We start from the raw sequence: 26,576 nt of genomic DNA, 5'->3' as shown, positions 1-26,576 counted from the left end.
GCTCCGACGGCCAGCGGGAGGACGGGGCAAAACCGAGGCCCTTCCCGGCTACCCCTGCTACCCCCGCTGCCCGTACGCCTTGAGCCGCTCCCCCGCCTCTCTCACCTGTTCCTCCGACAGCAGCGTCGGGGACAGGCCGGGCAGGGAGGACGCCGTCAGCCAGACGCGGCACATCCACTCCAGCTGGGCGGTGCGGTCGAACGCCTGGTCGAGGGTGGCGCCGTGGGTGAGCGTGCCGTGGTTCTGGAGGAGGCAGGCCGCACGACCGGCCAGGGCGCCGAGCATGTTCTCGGCCAACTCCTCCGTGCCGTACGTCGCATACGGAGCGACCCGGACGGGGCCCCCGAGATCGCCCGCCATGTAGTGGATCAGCGGCAGCTCTCGCACGAGCGTCGAGACGGCGGTCGCGTGCACGGCGTGGGTATGGACCACGGCACGGGCGTCTGTGGCGCCGTAGACGGCGAGATGCATGGGCAGTTCGCTCGTCGGGGTCAGGGTGCCGAGGATCTGGCGGCCGGTCAGGTCGACGCCGACGATGCCCTCGGGGGTGAGCCGGTCGTACGGCACGCCGGACGGTGTGACCAGGACGGTGTCCCCGACGCGCACGGAGACGTTGCCGGAGGTGCCGACGACCAGCCCGTCGGCCACCGTGCGGCGGGCCGTCGCGACGAGCGCCGCCCAGGCGCGCACCGTCTCGTCGGACACGGCACGCCCCTCCGCCTCGCCCGCCCCCTGTGCGTCGTCCCGCACGTCACGTCTGTCCCGTCGCTGCTCAGCCATGCCCCGATCCTGCCAGGCACGGCCGCGAACCGGCGCCGGGCGAGGGCACTGTAGGCGGGAACTCCGGGGACCGTAAGGGCGCGTATGCGCGCGCATCGGCGTGTGCGCGCGCTTTGGCCGGGGACCGCCGGAGATCGGTCGATCTTCCAGTAGCCTCCTGGGGATTTGTCACGCGTGAAGCCATTTCCGGGGGGACACATGGCCCGTGATCGCAAACTGTTCGTACGCGTCCATCGCAAACCGCCGCGCCGCTCCCGCGCCCTCGCGGCCACCGCGGCGGCGATCGCCATCGGGGGAACCGTTCTGACGGAGGCTCCGGTCTCGGCGGCGGGTGAGCCGAAGGGGCACGACGTCTCGTCGCACCAGAAGAACGTCAACTGGCAGTCCGCGAAAGAGAAGGGCGCCACTTTCGTATACGTCAAGGCGACCGAGTCCCACACCTACCGCAGTCCGTACTTCAGCCAGCAGTACGACGGTTCGCGGGCGGCGGGCCTGCTCCGCGGCGCTTACCACTTCGCGCTGCCGGACAAGTCGTCCGGTGCCACCCAGGCCCGGTACTTCGTGCGCAACGGCGGGGCCTGGCGCGCGGACGGCTGGACGCTGCCGCCCGCGCTCGACATCGAGTACAACCCGTACGGCAAGCAGAAGTGCTACGGCCTCAGCAAGACGAGGATGGCCGACTGGATCACGGCCTTCAGCGACGAGGTCAACCGGCTCACCGGCCGCCGCCCGGTGATCTACACGACCGCCCACTGGTGGAACAACTGCACGAACAGCGGCACTGTCTTCACCTCGGAACACGCCCTGTGGCTGGCCCGCTACAACGCGGCGGACGCGGGGGCGCTGCCATCCGGCGGCTGGAAGTTCTGGACGTTCTGGCAGTACGACAACAGCGGCTCGCTGCCAGGTGACCAGAACGTCTTCAACGGGTCATCGGCCCAGCTCAAACAGTTCGCGAAGGGGTACTGACCACGGGCGTCGCTCGTCCGGCGGCTCCGGAGGAGCGGCGCTCCGTTTCCGGCCATCCAGCATCCCCCATCAGTTCACCTTCCGTTCATCCAGATTGCCTACGGTCCTACAGCCAATACCGTACGGAAGAAATCTGGGTAAATGGAAAGCTTCTCGCTGATCCTCGCGATCGTGGTCGTCACCGCGCTTGCGTTCGATTTCACGAACGGTTTCCACGACACCGCCAACGCGATGGCCACCACCATCTCGACCGGTGCGCTCAAGCCCAAGGTCGCGGTCGCCATGTCGGCCGTGCTCAACCTCGTGGGCGCCTTCCTTTCCGTCGAGGTCGCCAACACGATCTCCAAGGGCCTCGTGGACGAGAGCGGTATCCGTCCCGAGGTGATTTTCGCCGCGTTGGTCGGCGCGATCCTCTGGAACCTGCTGACCTGGCTGGTGGGGCTCCCCTCCAGTTCCTCGCACGCTCTGATGGGCGGTCTGATCGGCGCGACCATCGCCTCGGCGGGGACGGGCGCGGTCCACGGCGACGTGCTGGTGACGAAGGTGCTGATCCCGGCGATCGCCGCGCCGCTGGTCGCGGGCATCGCCGCCATGCTGGCAACCCGCCTGTCGTACAAGCTCGGCGCCAAGCGGGCCGAGGGCAAGGCGGCGGAGAAGGGCTTCCGGGCCGGCCAGATCGCCTCCGCGGGCCTGGTGTCACTGGCCCACGGCACGAACGACGCGCAGAAGACGATGGGCATCATCACCCTCGCCCTGGTCGCCGGCGGCGCCGTCTCCCCCGACTCCGATCCCCCGGTGTGGGTCATCCTCTCCGCGGGCCTGGCCATCGCGCTCGGCACGTACCTGGGCGGCTGGCGCATCATCCGTACGATGGGCAGGGGCCTGACCGACCTCCAGCCGCAGCAGGGCTTCGCCGCCCAGACCAGCGCGGCGACGGTCATCCTGGCCTCCTCCCACCTCGGCTTCTCCCTCTCCACCACGCACTCGGTGTCGGGTTCGGTGATGGGCGCGGGCCTCGGCCGCAAGGGCGGCGTGGTCCGCTGGTCGACGGCGACACGAATGTTCGTGGCATGGGGACTGACGCTGCCGGCGGCGGCCGTCGTCGGCGCGCTGGCGGAGTACGTCACCGGCTTCGGCGACTGGGGTACGGCTCTGGTGGCCGTCTTCCTCATCGCCTCGAGCACGGCGATCTGGGTCGTGTCGCGCCGCGAGGTGATCGACGCCACGAACGTCAACGACGTCGAGGACGTCAACGACGAGGCCGCGGAGCCCGCGGGTGTCATCACGACCGCCATCGCCGCCGTGACCCCGCCCCCGACCGGCACCGTCTCCGTCACCGATGACCTGACTGCCACCATCCCCTCCCCGGCCGAGGTCACGGCGAAGCCGTCGGCCACGGCCCTCTGAGTCCGGCTCCCGGTCCGAGCGAGAAGCAGAAGGAAGCAACATGAAGATCGACTGGGCAGCCCTCGGCTCCGTCTTCGGCGTCAGTCTCGTCATCACCGTGGCCATGGTGGGCGTGTTCACCCTGGGCATCGTCGGACTCTCGCGCCGCGAACGGGCGGTCGCGCAGGGGGAGTCGGCGGGGCTGGCGGTCACGGGAGCGTACGCGTGCTTCGCCGCCTGTGCGGCTGTGGTGGCGTACGGGATCTATCTGATCGTGGCCTGAGGGCCGGACACCCGGACACGTCCTCGTCGCCCGCTCTGACCGTGGCCACCTTGTCGGTGGTCACGGGCAGGGCGGGCGTTCGTTCGTCGGCCCGGCGTTCGCCCCGATCGTCGCCCCGAACCGGGCACGGTGTGGGGCTCAGCACAGTCCTCCTTTCCAGGTCAACGGCAAGTTGACGGGTGTTCCGGGCCCGTGGTGGACTGCCGGGGCCATGTACGGCGGCAGAAGAGGAAGCCGGTGTGAATCCGGCGCGGTCCCGCCACTGTCACCGGGGTAGGTAACCCCGGGAGCCAGGAACTCTTGCCGCCGGTCTCGTCGAACCAGGGCGTGGACACCCTGAGTGAGGACATATCGCCATGCTCGCCTGCCGTTTGAGGTACAGCACCAGGGCCTGTCCTGGGCCGCTGCCCGATCCCACGGCCGGCTGAGCCGATGCGTGCCGATCGCGTTTTCGCGTACGGCGCCACCGCCGGACTCCTCGGTGACCTGATCCTGGGCGACCCTCGTCGCGGGCATCCGGTCGCCGCGTTCGGGCGGGCCGCCGGCGTCGTCGAACGGGTGCTCTGGCGGGACCACCGGGGGTGGGGCGCGCTGCACACCGCCGTGTGCGTGGGAGGCGCCGTCTCCCTTGCCGTGGCGGCCGGTTGCGTCGTACGTCCGTCCCGTGCCGCCTGCGTCGCACTCACCGCCGCCGCCACCTGGGCCGTCGTCGGCGGGACCTCCCTCGGCCGGGAGGCTCGGGCCATCGGCCGGTCGCTGGAGGCCGGGGACATCGAGGGGGCACGGGAGCGGCTGCCCCACCTCTGCGGACGGGATCCACAGGCCCTCGACTCCGACGGGATCGCCCGGGCCGTCGTCGAGTCCGTCGCCGAGAACACCTCCGACGCCGTCGTGGGCGCGCTGGTCTGGGGCGCCGTGGGTGGGGTGCCCGGGCTGGTCGGGTTCCGGGCCGTCAACACCCTTGACGCCATGGTCGGGCACAAGTCGCAGAGGTATCGGCGGTACGGCTGGGCCTCCGCCCGGCTCGACGACCTCGCCGGCTGGCCGGGGGCGCGGCTGACCGCCGTACTCGCCGCCGCCGCCGGCGAGGATCCGCGCGGGGCCGTCCGTGCCTGGCGTGCCGACGCCGAGCGGCATCCCAGTCCCAACGCCGGGCCCGTGGAGGCCTCCTTCGCGGGGGCGCTGGGGGTCCGGCTCGGCGGAACGCTGTCGTACGGGGGGCGGGTCGAGCATCGGCCCGTACTCAACGGGGAGTCCGGGCGGGCCGTCGGCGTCCACGATGTCGAACGGGCCGTGCGGCTGTCCCGGCGCGTGACCTGGCTGGCCCTCGGTGTCAGTGTCGCCGGGCGCTTTCTCGCGAAGGGGCGGACAACATCTTGAATGGCGGAACTGTCGGTGGCGGGCTGCTCGTCGCCGGGACCACCTCCGATGCCGGAAAGAGTGTCGTCACCGCCGGGATCTGCCGGTGGCTCGTGCGACAGGGGGTCAAGGTCGCGCCGTTCAAGGCGCAGAACATGTCCCTCAACTCCTTCGTCACGCGTGAAGGTGCCGAGATCGGGCGGGCTCAGGCCATGCAGGCGCAGGCGTGCCGGATCGAGCCGACGGCGCTCATGAATCCCGTGCTGCTGAAGCCGGGGAGCGAGCAGAGCAGCCAGGTCGTGCTCATGGGGAAGCCGGTGGGCGAGTTGAGTGCGCGGGGGTATCACGGGGGGCGGCAGCAGCAACTTCTCGGGACCGTGCTGGAGTGCCTGGCCGAACTGCGGGGCACGTATGACGCGGTGATCTGTGAGGGGGCCGGTTCTCCCGCCGAGATCAATCTCCGGCGGACCGACATCGTGAACATGGGAATCGCGCGCAACGCCCGGCTCCCGGTGCTCGTCGTCGGCGACATCGACCGTGGCGGGGTCTTCGCCTCCTTCTTCGGAACGGTCGCCCTGCTGTCTCCCGAGGACCAGGCGCTCGTCGCCGGGTTCCTCGTCAACAAGTTCCGCGGGGACGTCAGCCTGCTGGAACCCGGGCTCGACATGCTCCTCGGGCTCACCGGACGGCCGACCTACGGTGTGCTGCCCTTCCGGCACGGGCTCGGTATCGACGAGGAGGACGGGCTTCGGGTGTCCCTGCGGGGGACCGTGCGGGAGTCCAACGTCTCGCCACCCGTCGGGGAGGACGTGCTCCGGGTCGCCGTCTGCGCGATCCCGCTGATGTCCAACTTCACCGACGTCGACGCGCTCGCCGCCGAACCGGGCGTCGTGGTGCGGTTCGTGGACCGGCCGGAGGAACTGGCCGACGCCGACCTCGTCGTCATTCCGGGGACGCGGGGGACGGTGCGTGCTCTGGCCTGGCTGCGGGAGCGCGGGCTCGCGGACGCCATTACTCGCCGGGCAGCCGAGGGGCGGCCCGTGCTCGGCATCTGCGGTGGCTTCCAGGTTCTCGGCGAGCACATCGAGGACGAGGTCGAGAGCCGGCAGGGCCACGTCGAAGGGCTCGGGGTCCTTCCCGTAAGGGTGCGGTTCGCCCGCGAGAAGACCCTCACCCGGCCCGTCGGCACCGCCCTCGGCGAACAGGTCGAGGGGTACGAGATTCATCACGGGGTCGCCGAAGTCACCGGCGGGGACTCCTTCTTGGACGGGTGCCGGGTCGGGAGCGTCTGGGGTACGCACTGGCACGGCTCGCTGGAGTCGGACGGATTCCGGCGTGCCTTCCTGCGCGAGGTGGCCGCCGCCGCGGGCCGCCGCTTCGTGCCGGCCCCCGACACCTCCTTCGCCGGGCTGCGCGAGGAACAGCTCGACCTGCTCGGCGATCTCGTCGAACAGCACGCGGACACCGACGCGCTCTGGCGGCTCATCGAGTCGGGCGCGCCGCAAGGACTGCCTTTCATTCCACCGGGAGCGCCCGCATGAGCACAGTGTTGTTGTTGTCGACCGCCGACACGGACCTGCTGGCGGCCCGGGCCGCTTCCGGTGCCTCGTACCGGATCGGCAATCCGACCCGGGTGGATGTCGCGGAGGAGCTGCCCGCGCTCGTCGAGGGCGCGGACATCGCCGTCGTACGGCTGCTGGGCGGCAAGCGGGCCTGGGAGGACGGGCTCGCCTATCTGAAGACGTCCGGTGTGCCCACCGTGCTGCTCGGCGGCGAGGCCGTGCCCGACGCCGAGTTGATGGCCGAGTCGTCGGTGCCGGCCGGTGTGGTCGCGGAGGCGCTGCGCTATCTCGTCGAGGGCGGGCCGGACAACCTCGTGGAGATGGCGCGGTTCCTGTCCGACACCGTGCTGCTGACCGGTGAGGGGTTCGTCGAGCCGCAGAAGATGCCCGAGTACGGGGTACACGGCTCGTACGCGCGGGAGAGCGGCCGTCCGACCATCGGGGTGCTCTTCTACCGGGCCCACGAGCTCAGCGGCAACACCGGGTTCGTCGACACACTGTGCGACGCGATCGAGGCGCGGGGCGCCAACGCCCTTCCCGTGTACTGCGGTTCACTGCGCGGCGCCGACGCGGGTATGTACGAGCTGCTCGCCGGGGCCGATGCCCTGATCGCCACCGTCCTCGCCGCCGGTGGTACGCACGCCTCCGAGGCCTCGGCCGGCGGTGACGAGGAGGCCTGGGACATCGGGGCACTCGCCGACCTCGATGTGCCTGTGCTGCAAGGGCTTTGCCTCACGTCGTCGAGGAGTACGTGGGACGCCTCGGACGCCGCCCTCTCCCCCATGGACGCGGCCATGCAGGTCGCGATCCCCGAGTTCGACGGCCGGCTCATCACCGTTCCGTTCTCCTTCAAGGAGGACGGCCCGGACGGCGTACCCGTGTACCGCGCCGACCCCGAGCGGGCCGCGCGCGTCGCCGGAATCGCCGTACGGCACGCCCGGTTGAAGCACAAGCCGAACGCCGACAAGAAGCTCGCGCTCGTCTTCACCGCCTACCCGACCAAGCACTCCCGCGTCGGCAACGCGGTGGGGCTGGACACACCCGCGTCGGCGGTACGGGTGCTGGACGCACTGCGCGCCGCCGGATACTCGCTCACCGAATACCCCGACAACGGCGACGAGTTGATCCACCGGCTCATCGCGGCCGGCGGTCACGACGTGGAGTGGCTGACGGAGGACCAGCTGGCCGCAGCGCCCGCGCGCGTGCCGCTGGCCGACTATCAGGCGTGGTTCGACAAGCTGGACGGCGGGTTGCGGGACGGGATGCTGGAGGCGTGGGGCGAGCCTCCGGGCAGCCTGTACGTCGACGGGGACGACATCGTCCTGGCCTCCCTCCAGTTCGGGAACGTCGTCGTGATGATCCAGCCGCCGCGTGGCTTCGGCGAGAACCCGATCGCGATCTACCACGACCCGGACATGCCGCCCTCCCACCACTACATGGCGGCCTACCGGTGGCTGGAAAACTCGTTCGGTGCCGACGCCGTCGTCCACATGGGCAAGCACGGCACCATGGAATGGCTGCCCGGCAAGGGACTCGGGCTGAGCAAGGGGTGCGGGCCGGACGCCGTGCTCGGGGAACTCCCCCTCGTCTACCCCTTCATCGTCAACGACCCGGGCGAGGGCACCCAGGCCAAGCGGCGCGGGCACGCCACGGTCGTCGACCACCTCGTACCGCCGATGGCACGCGCGGACACGTACGGCGACCTGGCGAAGCTGGAGCAGCTCCTCGACGAGTACGCGCTCGTCTCCGACCTGGACCCGACGAAGGCGCCGGCGGTGCGCGCGCAGATCTGGACGCTGGTCAAGGCGGCCGAGCTGCATCACGACCTGCATGTGGACGACCAGCCGGACGACGCCGCGTTCGACGAGTTCGTCATGCACATCGACGGCTACCTGTGCGAGATCAAGGACGTGCAGATCCGGGACGGGCTGCACATTCTCGGCGGCGGCCCGGAGGCCGAGCCGCGCGTGAACCTCGTCCTGGCGGTGCTGCGTGCCTCGCAGGTGTGGGGCGGTACGGCGAACGCGCTGCCGGGGCTGCGGGCCTGCCTGGCCGAGCACTTCGGTCTGGTCGAGAAGGAGTTGCTGGCCGAGCCGGGGGCTCCGCTGAAGCTGCCCGTCGAGCTGACGGACCTGGTCGACGGGCCGTCCCGGTCGGCCGCCGACGCGATCGATCTGCTGGAGCAGCTGTGCCGGCGGCTCGCGGAGGGCATGGAGGAGCGGGCGTGGGACGCCGCGACCGTTCCCGCTCTCGTACGGGACGTACTGGGCCTCGAACTTCCGGACGCCGTCGCGGTGTTGGAGTTCGCCTGCCGTGAGGTGGTGCCCCGGCTGGCCCGTACGACGGACGAGATCACCCACATCCTCAAGGCACTTGACGGCGGTTACGTCCCGGCGGGGCCCTCGGGTTCACCCACGCGCGGACTCGTGAACGTCCTTCCGACCGGGCGCAACTTCTACTCGGTCGACCCCAAGGCCATTCCGTCCAGGCTCAGTTGGGAGGTCGGCCAGGCACTCGCCGACTCGCTCGTGCAACGCTATCTGACCGACAACGGCGAGTATCCGACGTCCGTCGGTCTGACGGTCTGGGGTACGTCGGCCATGCGGACCCAGGGCGACGACATCGCCGAGATCCTGGCGCTGCTCGGCTGCCGTCCGGTGTGGGACGACGCGTCGCGCCGGGTGACCGGGTTCGAGGTGGTACCGGTCGAGGAGCTGGGGCGGCCTCGTATCGACGTCACGGTGCGGATCTCCGGGTTCTTCCGGGACGCGTTCCCGCATGTGGTGGGGCTGATCGACGACGCGGTACGGGCGGTCGCGGAACTGGACGAGCCGGCCGAGTCCAACTTCGTGCGGGCGCATGTGGACGCGGATGCCGCCGAGCACGGGGACCGGCGGCGGGCTACGGCGCGGATCTTCGGATCGAAGCCGGGGGCTTACGGGGCTGGGCTGCTGCCGTTGATCGATGCGCGGAATTGGCGCAGCGACGCTGACCTCGCCGAGGTGTACGCCGTGTGGGGCGGTTACGCGTACGGGCGCGGGCTGGACGGGCGGGCTGCTCGGGGGGACATGGAGACGGCGTTCCGGCGGATCGCGGTGGCGGCGAAGAACGTCGACACCCGGGAGCACGATCTTGTCGACGCCGACGACTACTTCCAGTACCACGGCGGCATGGTCGCGATGGTGCGGCATCTGACGGGGGCGAGTCCGGAGGCGTACGTCGGGGATTCGGCGACTCCCGACCAGGTGAAGACCCGGACTCTGGGCGAGGAGACGCACCGCGTTTTCCGGGCGAGGGTGGTCAATCCCCGCTGGATGGCGGCGATGCGGCGGCACGGGTACAAGGGTGCGTTCGAGATGGCCGCGACTGTGGACTACCTGTTCGGGTACGACGCCACGGCCGGGGTCGTGGACGACTGGATGTACGAGAAGCTCAGCGCCGAGTACGTCTTCGACGCGGAGAACCGGGACTTCATGAAGACGTCCAACCCGTGGGCGCTGCGCGGAATCACGGAGCGGTTGCTGGAAGCCGCCGACCGCGGGTTGTGGGCCGAACCGGACGCCGACACGATCGAGCGGCTGCGCGCGACCTACCTGGAGCTCGAAGGCGATCTGGAGGGCGACGACAAGTGAGTACCCCGTTTCCGTTCACGGCCGTTGTCGGCCAGGACGACCTGCGGCTCGCGCTGCTGCTCAACGCAGTCTCACCGGCGGTGGGTGGTGTGCTGGTGCGCGGCGAGAAAGGCACCGCCAAGTCCACTGCCGTGCGCGCCCTCTCTGCGCTGCTGCCCGCGGTGGATGTCGTCGCCGGGTGCCGGTTCTCGTGTGATCCCGGGGCGCCCGATCCGGCCTGTCCTGATGGGCCGCACGAGGCCGGGGCCTCCGCGTCCCGGGCCGCCCGTATGGTCGAGCTGCCCGTCGGTGCCTCCGAGGACCGGCTTGTCGGTGCCCTCGACATCGAGCGGGCGCTCGCGGAGGGCGTGAAGGCTTTTGAGCCCGGGCTGCTTGCCGACGCGCATCGCGGGATTCTGTACGTCGACGAGGTCAATCTGCTCCACGACCATCTCGTCGACCTGCTGCTGGACGCCGCCGCGATGGGCGCCTCCTACGTCGAACGCGAAGGTGTCTCCGTACGGCATGCGGCGAAGTTCCTGCTCGTGGGGACCATGAATCCCGAGGAGGGTGAGCTGCGGCCGCAGCTTCTCGACCGGTTCGGGCTGACCGTCGAGGTCGCGGCCTCGCGGGAGCCCGATCAGCGGGTCGAGGTCGTTCGGCGGCGGCTGGCGTACGACGACGATCCTGCCGGGTTCGTCACGCGGTGGGCCGATGAGGAGTCCGCCGTACGAGCCCGGATCGTGGCTGCGCGGGAGCTGTTGCCGTCCGTGCGGCTGGGCGACGGGGCGTTGCGGCAGATCGCCGCTACGTGTGCCGCCTTCGAGGTCGACGGGATGCGCGCCGACATCGTGATGGCGCGGACCGCTGTCGCGCTGGCCGCCTGGGCGGGGCGTACCGACGTGCTGGCCGAGGATGTGCGGCAGGCCGCGTTGCTCGCTCTGCCTCATCGGCGGCGGCGGAATCCCTTTGACGCGCCGGGACTTGACGAGAACAAGCTCGACGAGACGTTGGAGGAGTTCGGCGGGCAGGGATCGGGTGAGGACGAGGATCCCGAACATGACCCTGACCCTGATCCGGGGCCGGAAGGGCCCGGTGGTGGCGGTGGGCAGGCCCCGGAGTCCGACGGTCCGCAGGGGGGTGACGCCGGCGCGCAGCCCGAGGCCGGGGAAGGCGGCGAGCCGCAGCCCTCGGGGGCCGGTTCCGGCGAGCAGCAGCCCGTGCGGGCCGGGGAGCCCTTTCGTACCAAGGTGCTGAGTGTGCCCGGGGTGGGTGAGGGCGCTGCCGGGCGGCGGTCGCGGGCGCGTACCGAGCGGGGGCGGACGACGGGGTCCCGGCGGCCTCAAGGGGCGCTCACCAAGCTGCACCTGGCGGCCACCGTGCAGGCCGCCGCGCCTCATCAGCGGGCGCGGGGGCGGGTCGGGCGTGGGCTGGTCGTGCGGCGGGACGATCTGCGGCAGGCCACTCGGGAAGGGCGCGAGGGGAATCTCGTCCTTTTCGTCGTCGATGCCTCGGGGTCGATGGCGGCTCGGCAGCGGATGAGTGCCGTCAAGGGCGCTGTGCTGTCGTTGTTGCTCGATGCCTATCAGCGGCGGGACAAGGTGGGGCTCGTGACGTTTCGGGGGGCGGGTGCCGAGGTCGCGTTGCCGCCGACGTCCTCCGTGGACGCGGCTGCGGCTCGGCTGGAGTCCTTGCCCACGGGTGGACGGACGCCGCTCGGTGCCGGGCTGCTCAAGGCGCATGACGTGCTGCGGGTCGAGCGGCTCCGGGATCCGGCGCGGCGGGCGCTCGTGGTGGTCGTGACCGACGGGCGGGCCACCGGGGGGCCCGAGCCGGTCGCGCTCGGGGCGCGGGCGGCCCGGTTGTTCGCGGCCGAGGGGGTTGCCTCGGTCGTCGTCGACTGTGAGTCGGGCGTTGTGCGGCTCGGGTTGGCTGCTCAGCTCGCCGGTGACTTGGGGGGTACCGCTGTGACGCTGGATGAGCTGCGGGCCGATTCAATTGCCGGGTTGGTCAGGGACGTTCAGGGCAACAGGAGGGCCGCGTAATGCCTCAGGGACAGCCGAGTGTCGTGCCGGAGGACGGTCTGACGACCAGGCAGCGTCGTAATCGGCCGCTTGTCGTCGTGCATACGGGGATCGGGAAGGGCAAGTCGACTGCTGCTTTCGGGCTTGCGCTGCGCGCCTGGAATCAGGGGTGGCCCATCGGGGTGTTCCAGTTCGTCAAGTCGGCGAAGTGGAAGGTGGGGGAAGAGAACGCGCTTCGGGTGCTGGGGGCCAGTGGGGAGGGTGGCTCCGTCGACTGGCACAAGATGGGCGAGGGGTGGTCCTGGGTTCAGCGCGACGCGCAGCTAGACAACGAGGAGAAGGCCCGGGAGGGCTGGGAGCAGGTCAAGCGGGATCTCGCCGCCGAGACGTACAAGTTGTACGTGCTGGACGAGTTCGCCTATCCCATGCACTGGGGGTGGGTCGATGTCGATGAGGTCGTGTCGGTGCTGCGGGACCGGCCGGGAACCCAGCATGTGGTGATCACCGGGCGGAACGCTCCGGAGAAGTTGGTGGAGTTCGCGGATCTGGTGACGGACATGTCCAAGGTCAAGCATCCGATGGACACCGGGCAGAAGGGGCAGCGGGGGATCGAGTGGTGACATCTGTGCCCCGGCTGGTCATTGCCGCGCCCTCCTCGGGCAGCGGCAAGACCACCGTTGCCACGGGGTTGATGGCCGCGTTCGCCGCGCGGGGGCTTGCCGTGTCTCCGCACAAGGTCGGGCCGGACTACATCGACCCCGGGTATCACGCGCTCGCCACCGGGCGGGTGGGGCGGAATCTCGACGCGTACATGTGCGGGCCCGAGTTGGTCGGGCCGTTGTTCCTGCATGGGGCGCGTGGGTGTGACATCGCCGTGGTCGAGGGCGTGATGGGGCTGTACGACGGGGCCGCGGGCGAGGGTGAGCTCGCGTCCACGGCTCAGGTGGCCAAGTTGCTGCGGGCGCCGGTGGTGCTGGTTGTGGACGCGTCTTCGCAGTCCCGGTCCGTGGCGGCTCTCGTGCACGGGTTCGTGTCGTGGGATCCGGAGGTGCGGGTCGGGGGCGTGATTCTCAACAAGGTCGCGTCGGATCGGCATGAGGAGATGCTGCGGGAGGCGTTGGAGTCGGTGGGGGTGCCTGTGTTGGGGGTGCTTCGGCGGGCTCCGCAGGTGGACGTGCCGTCTCGTCATCTGGGATTGGTGCCGGTTGCCGAGCGCCGGGGGGTTGCGGCGCAGGCTGTGGCGGCGATGGGGGCGCAGGTTTCGGAAGGGTGCGATCTCGAAGCGGTGTTGGGGGTGGCGCGGAGTGCGGGGGCGTTGTCTTGCGCGGGGTGGGATGCGGGTGAGGTTTTGGTTTCCTCGCCCCCGCCGCCCCTACCCGTCCCTCCCCCAGAGGGGGGACCCCCACTGGGGGCTGCGCCCCCAGACCCCCCTACGGCCCTGAACGGGCCTCGTCCTCAAACGCCGGACGGGCTGGATATGCCGGGGCGCGCCTCAGAAGTGACCGGGGACGGGCTGGGGGTGATCGTCGCTCTCGCCGGTGGAGCCGCCTTCACCTTCTCCTATGCCGAGCATGTCGAGTTGTTGCGGGCCGCCGGGGCCGAGGTCGTCGTGTTCGATCCGCTTCGGGATGAGCAACTGCCGGACGGGACACGGGGGTTGGTCATCGGTGGCGGGTTTCCTGAGGTGTTTGCCGCGGAGCTGTCCGCCAATGAGCCCCTGCGCAAGTCCGTCGCGGCCCTCGCCGAGAGTGGTGCGCCCGTTGCCGCCGAGTGTGCCGGGCTGCTGTATCTGTGCCAGGAGTTGGACGGGCGGCCCATGTGCGGGGTGCTCGATGCCACCGCCCGGATGACTGATCGGCTCACCCTCGGTTATCGGGACGCGGTGGCCGTGAGTGACAGTTCGCTCGCGGTGGCCGGTACCCGGATGCGTGGGCACGAGTTTCATCGGACCGTCGTCGAGCCCGGGGCGGGGACGGCTCCCGCCTGGGGTGTGCGGGGTGCGGAGCGGCGGGTCGAGGGGTTTGTACAGCGCGGTGTGCACGCGAGTTATCTGCATACGCACTGGGCGTCTTCGCCCGGTGTCGCCCGTCGGTTCGTGGAGAGGTGCCGGACGTCATGAGCAGCATCAGCAGGCTGATCGGTGTGGGGGTCGGGCCCGGTGATCCCGAGCTCGTGACCGTCAAGGGTGTCAACGCGTTGCGCGGCGCCGACGTGGTCGTCGTACCCGTGATGGACACCCTGGAGCGGGGGCGCGCCGAGGCCACCGTGCTGCACTATGTGCCCGCGGAGAAGATCGTTCGGGTCGTCTTCGCGCTCAATGAGCGGACCGACCGGACGCGGCGCGAGGCTGCCTGGGATGCCGCCGGTGCTCGGGTCGCCGAGTTGCTCGGGGCGCATTCCGTCGTCGCCTTCGCGACCATCGGGGATCCGAACGTGTACTCGACGTTCACCTATCTCGCCCAGACGATCGGGGAGCTGGTGCCGTCCGTGGTCGTCGAGACCGTGCCCGGTATCACCGCCATGCAGGATCTGGCGGCGCGGTCGGGGGCCGTGCTCACCGAGGGAACCGAGCCGCTCACGCTCGTGCCCGTGACCGCGGGGGCCGCCGTGCTCAAGGAGGCTCTGGGCGGGCCGGGCACTGTCGTGGCGTACAAGTTCGGGCGGCAGGCCCAGGAGGTCGCCGAGGCGTTGCGGGAGAGCGGGCGGATCGACGATGCCGTGTGGGGGTCGGCTCTGGGACTGGAGGACGAGTCCATCCGGCCCGCCGGTGAACTCGACGGTGCGCCGCTCCCGTACCTGTCCACTCTCATCGCGCCAGCGCCACGCGCCGGCGGCCGGGGCGGCAAGTTGTGAACCACCGCCTCGACGGCACACGCTCGGGCTCACCCCGCCAGGCCCACCACCAGCCAGATGAACCCCACACCCGCGACCGTGCACAGCACCGTCGAGTGGGTGGGGTGTTCGTGGTGGGCCTCAGGGAGGATCTCGGCGGCGGCGAGGTAGAGCAGTACGCCGCCGAAGAGGCCGAGATAGCTGCCGAGCGCCTGTTCGGGGATGGTGAAGAAGAGGGTCGAGGCCGCGCCGACGACCGGTGCCGCCGCGTCGGCGAACAGCATGGCCAGGGCCTTGCAGCGGGCGTTTCCGTACAGGCTCGTGATCGTGTACGTGTTGAAGCCGTCGGCGAAGTCGTGGGCGATCACAGCGAGCGCGACCGCGAGGCCCATACCGCCGCCCACCTGGAAGGCGGCGCCGATCGCGACGCCGTCCATCGCGCTGTGGCCGACCATGGCCGCGGCGGCCGTCAGGCCCACCTGGGGCGTCCGGCCGCCGTTCGCCCCGTGCTCCCCGATCCCGGTGGCTGCGCCGTGCGCGGCCTGTCGTACCGCGAGCAGACGTTCCACCAGATGGGCCAGCAGGAAGCCGGTGACGAACAGCAGCAGCGCGGCCGGTACGCCGAACACCTCGTCGCCCGCCGCGTCCAGCGCCTCCGGCAGCAGGTCGAGGCCGACCACACCCAGCATCAGGCCGCCGGCCAAGCCCAGGACGAGATGGCGGCGGTCGGTCACACGCAGTGCCGTCCAGCCGCCGGCCAGCGTCATCAGGAACGCGCCGAGCGCGACGAAGACCGCCATGTGCCCTTGCTATCCGATCGACCCGCCTTCGCGCACCTCCACACCCATCCACACGCTCACTGACGTTTTCGACATTCCGTACGAGAGGATCTCGCCCCATGGCTCCCACGGCCGACGTTTCCACTGGCGCTCCCACCGGCAAGGTGACGTTCGTCGGTGCCGGCCCCGGCGCCGCCGATCTGTTGACGTTCCGCGCGGCCCGCGCCATCGCCGAGGCGGACATCGTGATCTGGGCGGCCAGCCTCGTACAGGAGGCGGTTCTCGAACATGCGCGTGAGGGGGCGGAGATCCTCGACTCGGCGACCATGTCGCTGGAGGATGTCGTCGCCGTGTACGAGCGTGCCGTGCGCGAGGGCCTGCGTGTGGCCCGGATCCACTCCGGCGATCCCGCGCTCTGGGGCGGTACCCAGGAGCAGGTCGACCGGTGTGCCGAACTGGGGATCGAGACCGAGATCGTCCCCGGTGTCTCCTCCTTCTCCGCGGTCGCCGCCCTCGCCCAGCGTGAGCTGACCATCCCCGAGATCGCGCAGTCCGTGATCCTCACCCGGCTGGGCGGCGGCAAGACGCCGATGCCGCCAGGCGAGGAGGTGCGCGAGTTCGCCCGGCACGGGACGACCATGGCGATCTTCCTGTCCGCCGCCCGTAGTGGGCAGCTCGTACGGGAGCTGCTGGAGGGCGGATATCCGACGTCCACGGCGGTCGTCATCGCCTATCAGGCCACCTGGCCCGAGGAGCTGGTCGTGCGGTGCACGATCGAGACGCTGGAGGAGACGGTCAAGGAGCACAAGCTGTGGAAGCACACCTTGTTCCTGGTCGGCCCCGCCCTCGACGCCAGTGGCACCCGCTCGCACCTCTACCACCCCGGCCACTTCCACGGCTTCCGCAAGGCCGACCCGGCGGCCCGCCGGGCGTTGCGCGAGCGAGGGGCGAGTACGTGATCACCGTCATCGGTACGGGGACGGGGGCGCCCCTTCCGCCGGACGCCACGGCCGCTGTCGCCGGGGCCGCGCTGGTCGTGGGTGCCCGGAGGCACCTGGCTGCGGTACCGGTCGTGCCGGAAGGTGCCGAGCGGGTTGTCCTCGGGGCGTTGGCTCCGGCGCTCGACACCATCGAGGAGTACGTCGGGAAGGAGCGGCCCGTTGTCGTGCTCGCCTCCGGTGATCCGGGGTTCTTCGGGATCGTGCGGGCGCTGGCCGAGCGGTTCGGGGCCGGGCGGCTCGATGTCCGGCCGGGGGTGTCCTCCGTCGCGGCCGCGTTCGCGCGGGTCGGGCTGACCTGGGACGACGCGGTGGTCGTCAGCGCGCACGGGCGGGCGCTGCGTACGGCGGTCAATGTGTGCCGGGCGCGGCCCAAGGTGGCGGTGCTGACCGGGCCGGGTGCCGGGCCCGCCGAGCTGGGCGCGGCGCTGGCCGACGGTCCGGGGGCGCGTGTTCTGGTCGTCGCCTCGGCGTTGGGCGATCCGGATCTCGAACGCGTGGAGCGGGTCACGCCTGCCGAGGCCGCGGCGCGGGACTGGGGCGACGCGGTCAGTGTCGTTCTCTGTCTGGACGAGGCTCGGGGCGTCCCACCGGTGCGTGTCACGGTCGCCGGGGAGTCCGTCGGGCTCGCCCAATGGGCCCTGGATGAGCGGGAGTTCACCCATCGCGACTCGATGATCACCAAGTTCGAGGTGCGGGCTTTGGCGCTGGCCCGGCTCGGGCCGCGCCTCGGCGACCTGGTCTGGGACATCGGTGCGGGTTCCGGTTCCGTGGCCGTGGAGTGCGCGCGGCTCGGGGCCGCCGTGGTCGCCGTCGAGAAGACGTCGGACGGGGCTGAGCGGGTGCGGGCGAACGCCGCCGCGCACGGTGTGGACGTGCGGGTGGTGGAGGGGTCGGCGCCTGGTGATCTCCCTGAGGCGTCCGAACTCGACGATCCCGACGCCGTGTTCGTCGGTGGGGGTGGACACGAGCTGCCCGCGATCGTCACGGCGTGCGCGCTGCGGGCCCGGCGGACGGTTGTCGTCGCGATGGCCGCCCTCGACCGGGTACCTGCCGTGCGTGCGGCGCTCACCGGGGCCGGCCTCGACTGCGACGGCGTCCTGCTGCAGTCGTCCCGGCTCGCACCGCTGCCGGGTGATGTGACCCGGCTCGCGGCGACCAATCCCGTTTTCCTGCTCTGGGGCACGCGTCCCACAGCGCATGCAGACAGACATACGGACAGACATACCGGTAGAGAAGGAGTGGCTTCGTGATCGGCCTTATTTCCGCGACGGTGGCGGGCGCGGCGGCGCGTGATCGGCTTGCCGCCGCCTGGCCCGACCTTACGCGTGTGTACGAAGGGCCGGTCGCAGACGCCGTCCGGCGCGCGTTCGGCGAGTGCTCGCAGCTCGTGTGCTTCCTGGCCACGGGGGCGGTCGTACGGCTGGTCTCGCCGCTGCTGTCCGACAAGGCGTCCGATCCCGGTGTGGTGTGCGTCGACGAGGGCGGGCGGTTCGCCGTGTCGCTGGTGGGCGGGCATGGTGGCGGGGCCAATGAACTCGCCCGTGAGGTCGGGCGGTTGCTGGGTGCGGAGCCGGTGGTGACCACCGCGACGGACGCCGTGGGGGTGCCGGGGCTCGACACCCTCGGGTTGCCTGTTGAGGGCGATGTCGCGGGGGTCTCGCGGGCCATGCTCGACGGAGAACCCGTCGCTCTGGAGCTGGAGTCGAGCTGGCCGCTGCCCGCGTTGCCGGCCAATGTCGGGAGTGCGGTGCCGGGCGCCGGGCCGACGATCCGGGTGACCGACCGGCTGGTCGACGGTGACGGTGCGGGCGAGGTCGTGTTGCGGCCACCGTCCCTCGTCGTCGGTGTGGGCGCCTCGAAGGGCGCCCCGGTCGACGAGGTGCTCGGGCTGGTCGAGGGGGCGTTGGCGGACGCGGGGCTCTCGGTGGCCTCGGTCGCCGTGCTGGCCACCGTCGATGCGAAGGCGGGCGAGCCGGGGATCGTCGGGGCCGCGGAGCGGCTCGGGGTGCCGCTGGTGACGTACTCCGCCGATGAGTTGGCCGGGGTCGAAGTGCCCAATCCCTCCGACGCGCCGCTCGTCGCCGTCGGTACGCCGTCCGTGGCGGAGGCTGCCGCGCTGGTCGGTGGGGGCGAACTCCTCGTACCCAAGAGGAAGTCGGAGCGTGCGGACGGGGCGCCGGCCATGGCGACCTGTGCCGTCGTACGGCGGCCGGGGCGTGGGCGGCTCGCGGTCGTGGGGCTCGGGCCGGGGGCGCGGGATCTGCTGACGCCGCGTGCGGAGGCGGAGTTGCGGCGGGCGTCCGTGCTTGTCGGGCTCGATCAGTACGTCGACCAGATCCGCGATCTGCTGCGGCCCGGTACCCGGATCCTGGAGTCGGGGCTCGGGGCCGAGGAGGAGCGGGCGCGGACGGCGGTGGCCGAGGCCCGGAAGGGGCAGGCGGTCGCGCTGATCGGCAGCGGGGACGCGGGTGTGTACGCGATGGCGTCGCCCGCGCTTGCCGAGGCGTCCGACGACATCGACGTGGTCGGGGTGCCGGGCATCACGGCGGCCCTCGCCGCCGGCGCGATCCTTGGGGCTCCCCTCGGCCACGACCATGTGTCCATCAGCCTCTCCGACCTGCACACGCCCTGGCATGTCATCGAGCGTCGGGTGCTGGCGGCGGCCGAGGCGGACCTCGTCGTGACGTTCTACAACCCGCGCAGCCGGGGCCGTGACTGGCAGCTGCCCAAGGCGCTCGCCATCCTGGGCGCGCACCGGGAGCCGACGACGCCCGTGGGTGTCGTACGGAACGCGTCGCGGCCCGACGAGTCCAGCCGTGTCACGACGCTGGCCGGCCTCGACCCGGCGACGGTCGACATGATGACGGTCGTGACCGTCGGCAACACCGCGACGCGGAACATCGCGGGCCGGATGGTCACGCCTCGCGGGTACCGCTGGCAGGAGACGGCGCGATGAACCTCCGTCCGGCGTCGCTGCCCGGCTCCCGTCTCAAGATCCGTCTCGACAACCGTCCAAACATCTGTCTCAACACCCTTCTCTTCCAACCCACTTCACCGTCCGAGGAGACATCGTGACCACCCCGCCGCCCGCCCTGCTCATCGCCGGCCACGGCACCCGGGACGAGGCCGGGGCCGAGGCGTTCCGTGACTTCGTACGGGAGCTGGGGCGCCGCAACCCCGAACTGCCTGTCGCGGGCGGCTTCATCGAACTGTCGCCGCCTCCACTGGGCGACGCCGTGACCGAACTGGTGGAGCGGGGGGTACGGCGGTTCGCCGCCGTGCCGCTGATGCTGGTGTCCGCCGGGCACGCCAAGGGGGACATCCCGGCGGCGCTGTCCCGCGAGAAGGAACGGCACCCGGGGATCTCCTACACGTACGGGCGCCCGCTGGGCCCGCACCCGGCGCTGCTCGCGGTGCTGGAGCGGCGGCTGGAGGAGGCGCTGGGCGGTGGGACGCGTACGCCCGCCGACCGGGCCGACGTGACCGTGCTGCTGGTCGGGCGCGGCTCCACCGACCCGGACGCCAACGCCGAGGTGCTCAAGGCGGCGCGGCTGCTGTGGGAGGGGCGCGGATACGCCGGTGTGGAGACGGCGTTCGTGTCACTGGCGGCGCCGGACGTGCCGTCGGGGCTCGACCGGTGCGTGAAGCTGGGCGCGCGGCGGATCGTCGTCCTGCCCTACTTCCTGTTCACCGGGATTCTGCCGGACCGGGTACGGCAGCAGACGGAGGGCTGGGCCGCCGCGCATCCGGAGGTCGAGGTGCGGTCGGCCGACGTCATCGGTCCGGAGCCGGAGTTGCTCGACCTGGTCATGGAGCGGTACCGGGAGGCCGTGCAGGGGGATCTGCGGATGAACTGCGACTCGTGCGTGTACCGGATCGCGCTGCCCGGTTTCGAGGACAAGGTCGGACTGCCTCAGCAGCCGCACTTCCATCCGGACGACGACGGCGTCCACGATGGTCACCATCATGGACACCACTCCCACGGGCACTCGCACTCCCATGCACACTAAAAGGGACACCGGCGGACACGATCTGCGGCACCACGGGGACGCCGAAGTACGTGACGACGGCGCCAAGTTGGTCGACCTCGCGGTGAACGTCCGGGCCGGCACTCCCCCGGCCTGGCTGCGCGAGCACATAGCCGGGTCGCTCGGCGGGCTCGCCGCGTATCCCGACGGGCGGGCCGCGCGGGCGGCGGTGGCGGCCCGGCACGGGGTACCCGTGGAGCGGGTGCTGCTCACCGCCGGGGCCGCGGAGGCCTTCGTGCTGCTGGCGCGCGCCCTGAAGGTACGTCAACCTGTGGTCGTGCACCCGCAGTTCACAGAGCCGGAGGCGGCCCTGCGGGACGCCGGGCACAGCGTGGACCGGGTGCTGCTGCGGGCGGAGGACGGGTTCCGGCTGGACCCGGCGCTCGTGCCCGAGGATGCCGACCTGGTGGTGATCGGCAACCCTACGAACCCGACGTCGATCCTGCATCCGGCGGCTGTCGTTTCCCAACTGGCCCGCCCTGGGCGGACGTTGGTGGTGGACGAGGCGTTCATGGACGCGGTGCCGGGTGAGCGGGAGGCGCTGGCCGGGCGTACTGATGTGCCCGGTCTTGTGGTGCTGCGGAGCCTGACGAAGACGTGGGGGCTGGCGGGGCTGCGGATCGGGTACGTACTGGCGGCGCCGGAGACGATCGAGGAGCTGGAGCGGGCGCAGCCGTTGTGGCCGGTGTCCACACCGGCGCTGGCTGCGGCGGAGGTGTGCGTTTCGGGGCGCGCGCTGGCGGAGGCGGCGGAGGCGGCGCGGCGTATCGCCACGGACCGGGCTCATCTCGTCGCGGGGCTCGCCGAGTTCGGGTCCGACGGGGTACGGGTGGTGGGGGCGGCGGAGGGTCCGTTCGTGCTGGTGCGGGTGGATCGGGCCGGTGCGGTGCGGGGGCACCTGCGAGGGCTCGGATATGCGGTGCGGCGGGGGGACACGTTTCCTGGGTTGGGGGAGGAGTGGTTGCGGGTGGCGGTGCGGGATCGGGTGACGGTGAACGGGTTTCTGCAGGCGTTCGATCGGGCGGTGACGTTGGCGGGGCGGTGACTTTTTCGCCCCCGCCGCCCCTACCCGTCCCATCCCGTTCCTGGGGGCTGCGCCCCCAGACCCCCTTCGCGCTGGACGCGCTCGTCCTCAAACGCCGGACGGGCTGAAAAGGGGCGGCGGGGGCGAGGAAACCTGGCCGACGGGTCAGTTCTTGCCGCGTCGCCGCGCCAGCGTGATCGCTCCGCCGCCCGCCGCGAGCAACGCGACCGCTCCGCCCGCGAGGTACGGCGTCATCGAGCTGCCGCCCGTCTCCGCAAGGTCCGCCTCGGCCGGAGCGCCCTGCGGCCTCACCTCCGATGCCGGTTCCGGCGCCGGATCCGACTCCGACGCCGCCTGTACCGCCGGTGCCTCGCAGGTCGCCTTCGCCAGGGTCACCGTGCCCTCGACCTCCGCCACGTTGAGGTTCAACGGGTTGACGGACACCGTGAGTTCGAGCGCGGTCGCAGCCGCCGTACGGGTCGTCGTCTCCGTCTGTGACAGGTCCAGTCGTACCTCGCCGACTCCTGGCACCTTCACCTCGACCGGGCCGCTCGGTGTCAGTGTCACCTTCTTGCCGAGAGCCGTCACCGAACCCAGGAGGTTCGAGGTGGCGACCGGCTTCTCCCCGGCCACGCAGGTCGCCTTGGACGTGACCTGCTCCACCTCGATGAGTGACAGGAGGGGGAGGCCGGGCACGTGGAGCTTGGCGTGGGCGAGGTTCGTCGACGCCTCCGCCTTCCCGTCCGACACCGTCGCCTTCGCCTCCGCGACCTCCGCACCGAGCACGGTGAACGGCTTTCCGCCGTCCACGCCGTCCAGGGAGGCGCTCAGCGCCGCCTGTTCGGCGCTCCGCGGCGCCTGCACCTCGTTCAGCGCGACCGCGAGCGGGACGTTCACGCTCTTGTTGAGGAGGGACACGTTCAGCCCCGTACGGAGGACAACCGCGCTCGCGTGGCCCTGGTCCTCCGTCGCGTGGGCCAGGGCCGTGGGACCGGCCGCGAGGGCCGTGGCCGCCGCGACGGTGGCCAGACGGCGTGCGGGCAGGCGGAAGTTGTTGGCGTTCACGGTTCGGGGACCCCTCGGAAGAGACACGCTTGGGACCCGGTAAGAATTACGTACCGCGAGCGAATGGTCAGCAATCTGACGGGACTTCACTCCTACGTGAGGTTTCCGCGCAGATCTTCGAATCCCACGGCACAGATGTTCTTCACATTCACCCGGGTCAACCCACGACCCGCCCGTTCAGCACCACCCGCAGCGGCGCCCCCAACACCCGTACGTCCGCCCGCGGATCGCTCTCGTACACCACCAGGTCCGCCGCCGCCCCCTCCGTCAGCCCGGGCCGCCCCAGCCACTCCCGCGCGCCCCACGTCGTCGCCGACAACGCCTCCACCGCCGGAATGCCGGCCTTGGTCAGCTCGGCCACCTCCGCCGCGACCAGCCCGTGCGGCAACGTGCCCCCCGCGTCCGTGCCGACGTACACCGGAATCCCCGCGTCGTACGCGGAACGCACCGTGTCGTAGCGGCGTTCGTGCAGCCGACGCATGTGGGCCGACCAGGTCGGGAACTTGGTGTCGCCGGCTGCCGCGAGGTTCGGGAACGTCGCGATGTTCACCAGGGTCGGGACGATCGCCACGCCGCGTGAGGCGAACAGGGGGATCGTGTCCTCGGTCAGGCCTGTCGCATGTTCGATGCAGTCGATGCCCGCCTCAACCAGGTCCCGCAGGGAGTCCTCCGCGAAGCAGTGGGCCGTGACCCGCGCGCCCAAGCGGTGGGCCTCCGCGATCGCCGCCTCCACGGTCTCGCGCGGCCAGCAGGCGGAGAGGTCGCCGGTGCCGCGGTCCAGCCAGTCCCCCACCAGCTTGACCCAGCCGCCGCCGCGCGTGGCCTCCTGGGCGACGTACGCCACCAGGTCGTCCGGCTCGATCTCGTGCGCGAAGCCCCGGATGTAGCGGCGGGTGCGGGCGATGTGCCGGCCCGCCCTGATGATCTTCGGGAGGTCCTCGCGGGCGTCGGCCCAGCGGGTGTCCGACGGCGAGCCCGCGTCCCGGATGAGGAGGGTGCCGGCGTCCCGGTCCGTCAGCGCCTGTTTCTCCGCCGCGTCCTCGGGCACCGCGCCGTGCGGCCCCAGGCCCACATGACAGTGCGCGTCGACCAGACCGGGCAGCGCCCAGCCCTCCACCGTGCGGATGTCACGGGCGCCGGGCGGTCGGTCGTACGTGATCCTGCCGCCGACCACCCACAGCTCGTCGCGGATCTCCTCCGGGCCGACCAGCACCCGTCCCTTCACCTGCAGCACCGTCTGATCGCTCATGGACGGCACCTTAGTCAGCCGCGTCGCCCACCTGGTCCGAGGTCTCCTCCTCCACGTCCGCCATCGCCGGATCCAGCAGGCGGGAGAGGAAGTGGCGGGTGCGTTCGTGGCTCGGGTTGGTGATGACCCGGTCCGGGGGGCCGTCCTCGACGATCACTCCGCCGTCCATGAAGACGACCCGGTCGGCGACCTCGCGGGCGAACGTCATCTCGTGTGTGACGACCATCATCGTCATGCCCTCGTTCGCGAGTCTGCGCATCACCGCCAGTACGTCCCCCACCAGCTCGGGGTCGAGTGCCGACGTCGGCTCGTCGAACAGCATGACCTCCGGGCCCATCGCCAACGCCCTTGCGATGGCGACCCGTTGCTGCTGGCCGCCGGAGAGGGACGACGGGTACGCGTCGGCCTTCTCCGACAGGCCCACCCGCTCCAGGTTCTCCGCGGCCACCCGCGCCGCCTGAGCCTTGTCCCGCTTCAGCACCCGGCGTTGCGGCAGCGTCAGGTTCTCCGTCACGGTGAGATGCGGGAAGAGGTTGAACTGCTGGAAGACCATGCCGATCCGGCGGCGGACCTCGTCGATGTCGACATCGGGGTGCGTGACCTCCGTACCGCCGACGAAGACCTGGCCCTTCGTCGGCTCCTCCAGCAGGTTCACACAGCGCAGGAGGGTCGACTTGCCAGAGCCGGACGGGCCGATCACGCACACGACCTCGCCCTGCCCGATCCTCAGGTCGATGCCGCGCAGCACCTCGTTGTCGCCGAACGACTTGTACAGGTCCCGGACCTCGATCTCCGGCACACTCACGTCCTTGATGCCGTCGTTCATCGCGTCGCCTCCCCCGCCTTCGTCTCCAGCCGTCGTACGACGAAGCCCAGCGGCACCGTCACCAGCAGATAGCACAGGCCCGCCACCAGGATCGGCGTGGAGTTGGCGGTCTGGCTGGCCAGGTCACGGCCGTACTTGGCCAGTTCGCGTTCCTCCAGGGTGACGCCGAGGAACAGCACCAGCGAGGAGTCCTTGAAGAGGAGCACCAACTCGTTGGTCAGCGGCGGGATCACGATACGGAACGCCTGCGGGATGATGATCGAGACCATGGCCCTCGCATGCGAGAAACCCAGCGAACGGGCCGCCTCCATCTGCCCCTTGGGCACCGCCTGGATGCCCGCGCGGATCGTCTCCGCCATGTACGCCGCCGACACCAGGCCGAGGGCCAGCGCCACCTTGCCGTACGTCCCGCCCGGAATCTCCGTGCCGGGGAAGGCGAGCGGCACCGCCACGCCCACGAAGATGAAGATCAGCAGGGCCGGCAGACCGCGGAAGATCTCGATGTAGATGCCCGCGACCCAGCGGTAGGGGCCCACCGGTGACAGTCGCATCAGGGCGATCGCCATCCCCAGCACCAGGCCGAACACGAAGCCCGACAGGGTGTAGAGGATGGTGTTCTTGAGCGCCAGCGTGATGATCTCCGGGAACATCTGCTTGGCCAGGTCCGCCTGCGCGAACTGGTTCTTCAGCCGGGCCCAGTCGGCCGACACCGCGAGGGCGACGACGGCCGCGACGAACAGCGCGTACTGGGCGCCACGGGACAGCGCCCGTTTCTGACTGCGGCTCAACCCCTGTTTGCGGGGCTGTACTTGCGGTGCGGAGGTCTCGGTCATGACGCGGACGGAGCGGCCGCGGACTCGTCGTACGGGCCGATCCACTGCTCGTACAGCTTCTTGTACGTGCCGTCGGCCTTCGCGTCGGTGATCGCCTTGTTGAGGGCGGCGAGCAGCTTGGTGTTGCCCTTCTTCACCGTGAAGCCGTACTGCTCACCGGTGTTGAGGTTGTCCACCACCTTGAAGGCGTCCGCGTTGGCCGGGGTCTTGAGCCAGCCCTGGACGACCGGGTAGTCGATGATGACGGCCTCGACCTGTCCGGTGCGCAGGCCGTTGAGGACGGCGTCGGAGGACTCGAAGGAGACCGGGTCGAGGTCCTTCTCCTTGGCGTAGTCCTCGCCGGTCGTCTGTGCCTGGGCGCCGACCTTCTTGTCCTTGAGGTCTGCGAAGGACGTGATGCCGCTCTTCTTCTCGACGAGGACGGCCTGTGTCGCGTCGAAGTACGGGTCGGAGAAGTCGACGTTCTTCTTGCGCTCGTCGGTGATGGTCATGCCGGCCGCGCCGAGGTCGCACTGGTCCGAGTTGAGGAAGGCGCCCGTCTTGAAGTTCTCGAACGGCGTATCGAGGATCTCCTGCTTCACGCCGAGGTTCTTGGCGGCGAGGTCGACGAGCGACACGTCGAAGCCCTGCACCTTGCCGTCGATCTCCGACTGGAAGGGCGGATACGGCAGATGGGTGCAGACGGTGAGCTGCCCGCCCTTGACGAGCTCGACCCCGCCGGCGGCGGTCTTCGCGGCGCCGCCTCCGTCGTCGTCCGAGGAGCAGCCGGCCACGAGCAGGAGCCCGGCCGTCGCGGTGGTGGCGGCCAGGATGCGGGACCGTCGTCCGAGGACCGTGTTCACGGGGACCTCCTGTGGGGGGACTGTGAGTTCTGATTATAAGGAAACATTTGACTGTCCCAAACATTCCCATGGTCGAAATGTCGTGCCACCTGTGGTTTCGAGGCCACGCTGCCCCGCATCCCG

Annotated in this window: 22 protein-coding genes and 1 riboswitch; of the genes, 15 read left to right on the top strand and 7 right to left on the bottom strand. The window is 70.8% G+C overall.

Translation table 11 applies throughout. The features are described 5' to 3' along the window. Positions 1–57: 57 nt before the first annotated feature. On the bottom strand, positions 58–780 hold the full coding sequence (locus tag OG734_RS37990) for a class II aldolase/adducin family protein (RefSeq protein ID WP_330291957.1): 723 nt from the start codon (positions 778–780) through the stop codon (positions 58–60). Between the two features lie 198 nt (positions 781–978). Between OG734_RS37990 and OG734_RS37985 the strand changes: the two genes are divergently transcribed. From OG734_RS37985 to cobI, 10 genes are all read left to right on the top strand, one after another. Next, positions 979–1,749 carry a lysozyme gene (locus OG734_RS37985; protein ID WP_330291956.1) on the top strand — a complete coding sequence of 257 codons (771 nt, stop codon included), beginning with the start codon at positions 979–981 and terminating at the stop codon, positions 1,747–1,749. A 141-nt stretch (positions 1,750–1,890) separates the two neighbouring features. Then, complete coding sequence (locus tag OG734_RS37980) at positions 1,891–3,156, top strand: inorganic phosphate transporter (protein WP_330291955.1); 1,266 nt, start codon at positions 1,891–1,893, stop codon at positions 3,154–3,156. Positions 3,157–3,196: 40 nt separating this feature from the next. Then, positions 3,197–3,418: a hypothetical protein gene (locus OG734_RS37975; RefSeq protein WP_330291954.1), complete on the top strand. Its 222-nt coding sequence runs from the start codon at positions 3,197–3,199 to the stop codon at positions 3,416–3,418. A gap of 176 nt (positions 3,419–3,594) precedes the next feature. Further along, positions 3,595–3,740, top strand: a riboswitch (cobalamin riboswitch). 110 nt (positions 3,741–3,850) lie between these two features. Then, entirely contained in the window at positions 3,851–4,798 is a 948-nt protein-coding gene (locus tag OG734_RS37970; RefSeq protein WP_330291953.1) for a cobalamin biosynthesis protein, read from the top strand. After that, positions 4,795–6,318 carry a cobyric acid synthase gene (locus tag OG734_RS37965; RefSeq protein WP_330291952.1) on the top strand — a complete coding sequence of 508 codons (1,524 nt, stop codon included), beginning with the start codon at positions 4,795–4,797 and terminating at the stop codon, positions 6,316–6,318. Before OG734_RS37970 ends, OG734_RS37965 begins: the two co-directional genes overlap by 4 nt. Then, on the top strand, positions 6,315–9,971 hold the full coding sequence (gene cobN / locus OG734_RS37960) for a cobaltochelatase subunit CobN (RefSeq protein WP_330291951.1): 3,657 nt from the start codon (positions 6,315–6,317) through the stop codon (positions 9,969–9,971). Before OG734_RS37965 ends, cobN begins: the two co-directional genes overlap by 4 nt. Further along, positions 9,968–11,995 carry a putative cobaltochelatase gene (locus OG734_RS37955; RefSeq protein ID WP_330291950.1) on the top strand — a complete coding sequence of 676 codons (2,028 nt, stop codon included), beginning with the start codon at positions 9,968–9,970 and terminating at the stop codon, positions 11,993–11,995. Before cobN ends, OG734_RS37955 begins: the two co-directional genes overlap by 4 nt. Further along, the gene (gene cobO / locus OG734_RS37950) at positions 11,995–12,594 is read left to right on the top strand and encodes a cob(I)yrinic acid a,c-diamide adenosyltransferase (RefSeq protein ID WP_330291949.1); all 600 of its coding nucleotides are present in this window, start codon (positions 11,995–11,997) and stop codon (positions 12,592–12,594) included. Before OG734_RS37955 ends, cobO begins: the two co-directional genes overlap by 1 nt. Continuing rightward, a complete protein-coding gene (locus tag OG734_RS37945; RefSeq protein ID WP_330291948.1) occupies positions 12,588–14,093 on the top strand; it encodes a cobyrinate a,c-diamide synthase in 1,506 nt (501 codons plus the stop codon). Before cobO ends, OG734_RS37945 begins: the two co-directional genes overlap by 7 nt. Beyond that, complete coding sequence (cobI, locus tag OG734_RS37940; RefSeq protein WP_330291947.1) at positions 14,090–14,827, top strand: precorrin-2 C(20)-methyltransferase; 738 nt, start codon at positions 14,090–14,092, stop codon at positions 14,825–14,827. The genes OG734_RS37945 and cobI overlap by 4 nt, the downstream gene beginning before the upstream one ends. Before the next feature lie 29 nt (positions 14,828–14,856). Here the strand turns inward: cobI and OG734_RS37935 are convergent, their stop codons facing one another. Then, the gene (locus OG734_RS37935) at positions 14,857–15,606 is read right to left on the bottom strand and encodes a ZIP family metal transporter (RefSeq protein ID WP_330291946.1); all 750 of its coding nucleotides are present in this window, start codon (positions 15,604–15,606) and stop codon (positions 14,857–14,859) included. A gap of 98 nt (positions 15,607–15,704) precedes the next feature. Between OG734_RS37935 and cobM the strand changes: the two genes are divergently transcribed. The 5 genes from cobM to cobC all read left to right on the top strand — a co-directional run bounded on the left by cobM (position 15,705) and on the right by cobC (position 21,659). Then, positions 15,705–16,544, top strand: coding sequence for a precorrin-4 C(11)-methyltransferase (gene cobM, locus OG734_RS37930; protein WP_330291945.1), 840 nt, complete (start codon positions 15,705–15,707; stop codon positions 16,542–16,544). Then, a complete protein-coding gene (gene cbiE / locus OG734_RS37925) occupies positions 16,541–17,836 on the top strand; it encodes a precorrin-6y C5,15-methyltransferase (decarboxylating) subunit CbiE (protein ID WP_330291944.1) in 1,296 nt (431 codons plus the stop codon). Before cobM ends, cbiE begins: the two co-directional genes overlap by 4 nt. Beyond that, positions 17,833–19,542 (top strand): precorrin-3B C(17)-methyltransferase, encoded by a 1,710-nt coding sequence (gene cobJ, locus OG734_RS37920; protein WP_330291943.1) that lies wholly within the window; start codon positions 17,833–17,835, stop codon positions 19,540–19,542. The genes cbiE and cobJ overlap by 4 nt, the downstream gene beginning before the upstream one ends. Positions 19,543–19,657: 115 nt before the next feature. Then, positions 19,658–20,596 carry a sirohydrochlorin chelatase gene (locus OG734_RS37915; protein WP_330291942.1) on the top strand — a complete coding sequence of 313 codons (939 nt, stop codon included), beginning with the start codon at positions 19,658–19,660 and terminating at the stop codon, positions 20,594–20,596. Next, entirely contained in the window at positions 20,586–21,659 is a 1,074-nt protein-coding gene (gene cobC, locus OG734_RS37910) for an Rv2231c family pyridoxal phosphate-dependent protein CobC (RefSeq protein ID WP_330291941.1), read from the top strand. The genes OG734_RS37915 and cobC overlap by 11 nt, the downstream gene beginning before the upstream one ends. 144 nt (positions 21,660–21,803) lie before the next feature. On the opposite strand, the gene OG734_RS37905 is transcribed toward cobC, so the two are convergent. The 5 genes from OG734_RS37905 to OG734_RS37885 form a co-directional block, all read right to left on the bottom strand. Beyond that, positions 21,804–22,703, bottom strand: coding sequence for an SCO1860 family LAETG-anchored protein (locus tag OG734_RS37905; RefSeq protein ID WP_330291940.1), 900 nt, complete (start codon positions 22,701–22,703; stop codon positions 21,804–21,806). A 157-nt stretch (positions 22,704–22,860) separates the two neighbouring features. Then, on the bottom strand, positions 22,861–23,952 hold the full coding sequence (locus OG734_RS37900) for an amidohydrolase family protein (RefSeq protein ID WP_330291939.1): 1,092 nt from the start codon (positions 23,950–23,952) through the stop codon (positions 22,861–22,863). Positions 23,953–23,962: 10 nt separating this feature from the next. Further along, a complete protein-coding gene (locus OG734_RS37895) occupies positions 23,963–24,778 on the bottom strand; it encodes an amino acid ABC transporter ATP-binding protein (RefSeq protein WP_330291938.1) in 816 nt (271 codons plus the stop codon). Beyond that, positions 24,775–25,611: an amino acid ABC transporter permease gene (locus tag OG734_RS37890; protein WP_330291937.1), complete on the bottom strand. Its 837-nt coding sequence runs from the start codon at positions 25,609–25,611 to the stop codon at positions 24,775–24,777. The genes OG734_RS37895 and OG734_RS37890 overlap by 4 nt, the downstream gene beginning before the upstream one ends. Further along, complete coding sequence (locus OG734_RS37885; RefSeq protein ID WP_330291936.1) at positions 25,608–26,453, bottom strand: transporter substrate-binding domain-containing protein; 846 nt, start codon at positions 26,451–26,453, stop codon at positions 25,608–25,610. The genes OG734_RS37890 and OG734_RS37885 overlap by 4 nt, the downstream gene beginning before the upstream one ends. Between the last annotated feature and the right edge of the window lie 123 nt (positions 26,454–26,576).

This window comes from Streptomyces sp. NBC_00576 (assembly GCF_036345175.1).
Classification (GTDB): Bacteria; Actinomycetota; Actinomycetes; order Streptomycetales; family Streptomycetaceae; genus Streptomyces.
The sequence above is the reverse complement of the archived record's forward strand: the minus strand, read 5'-3'. Positions and strand labels throughout refer to the sequence as shown.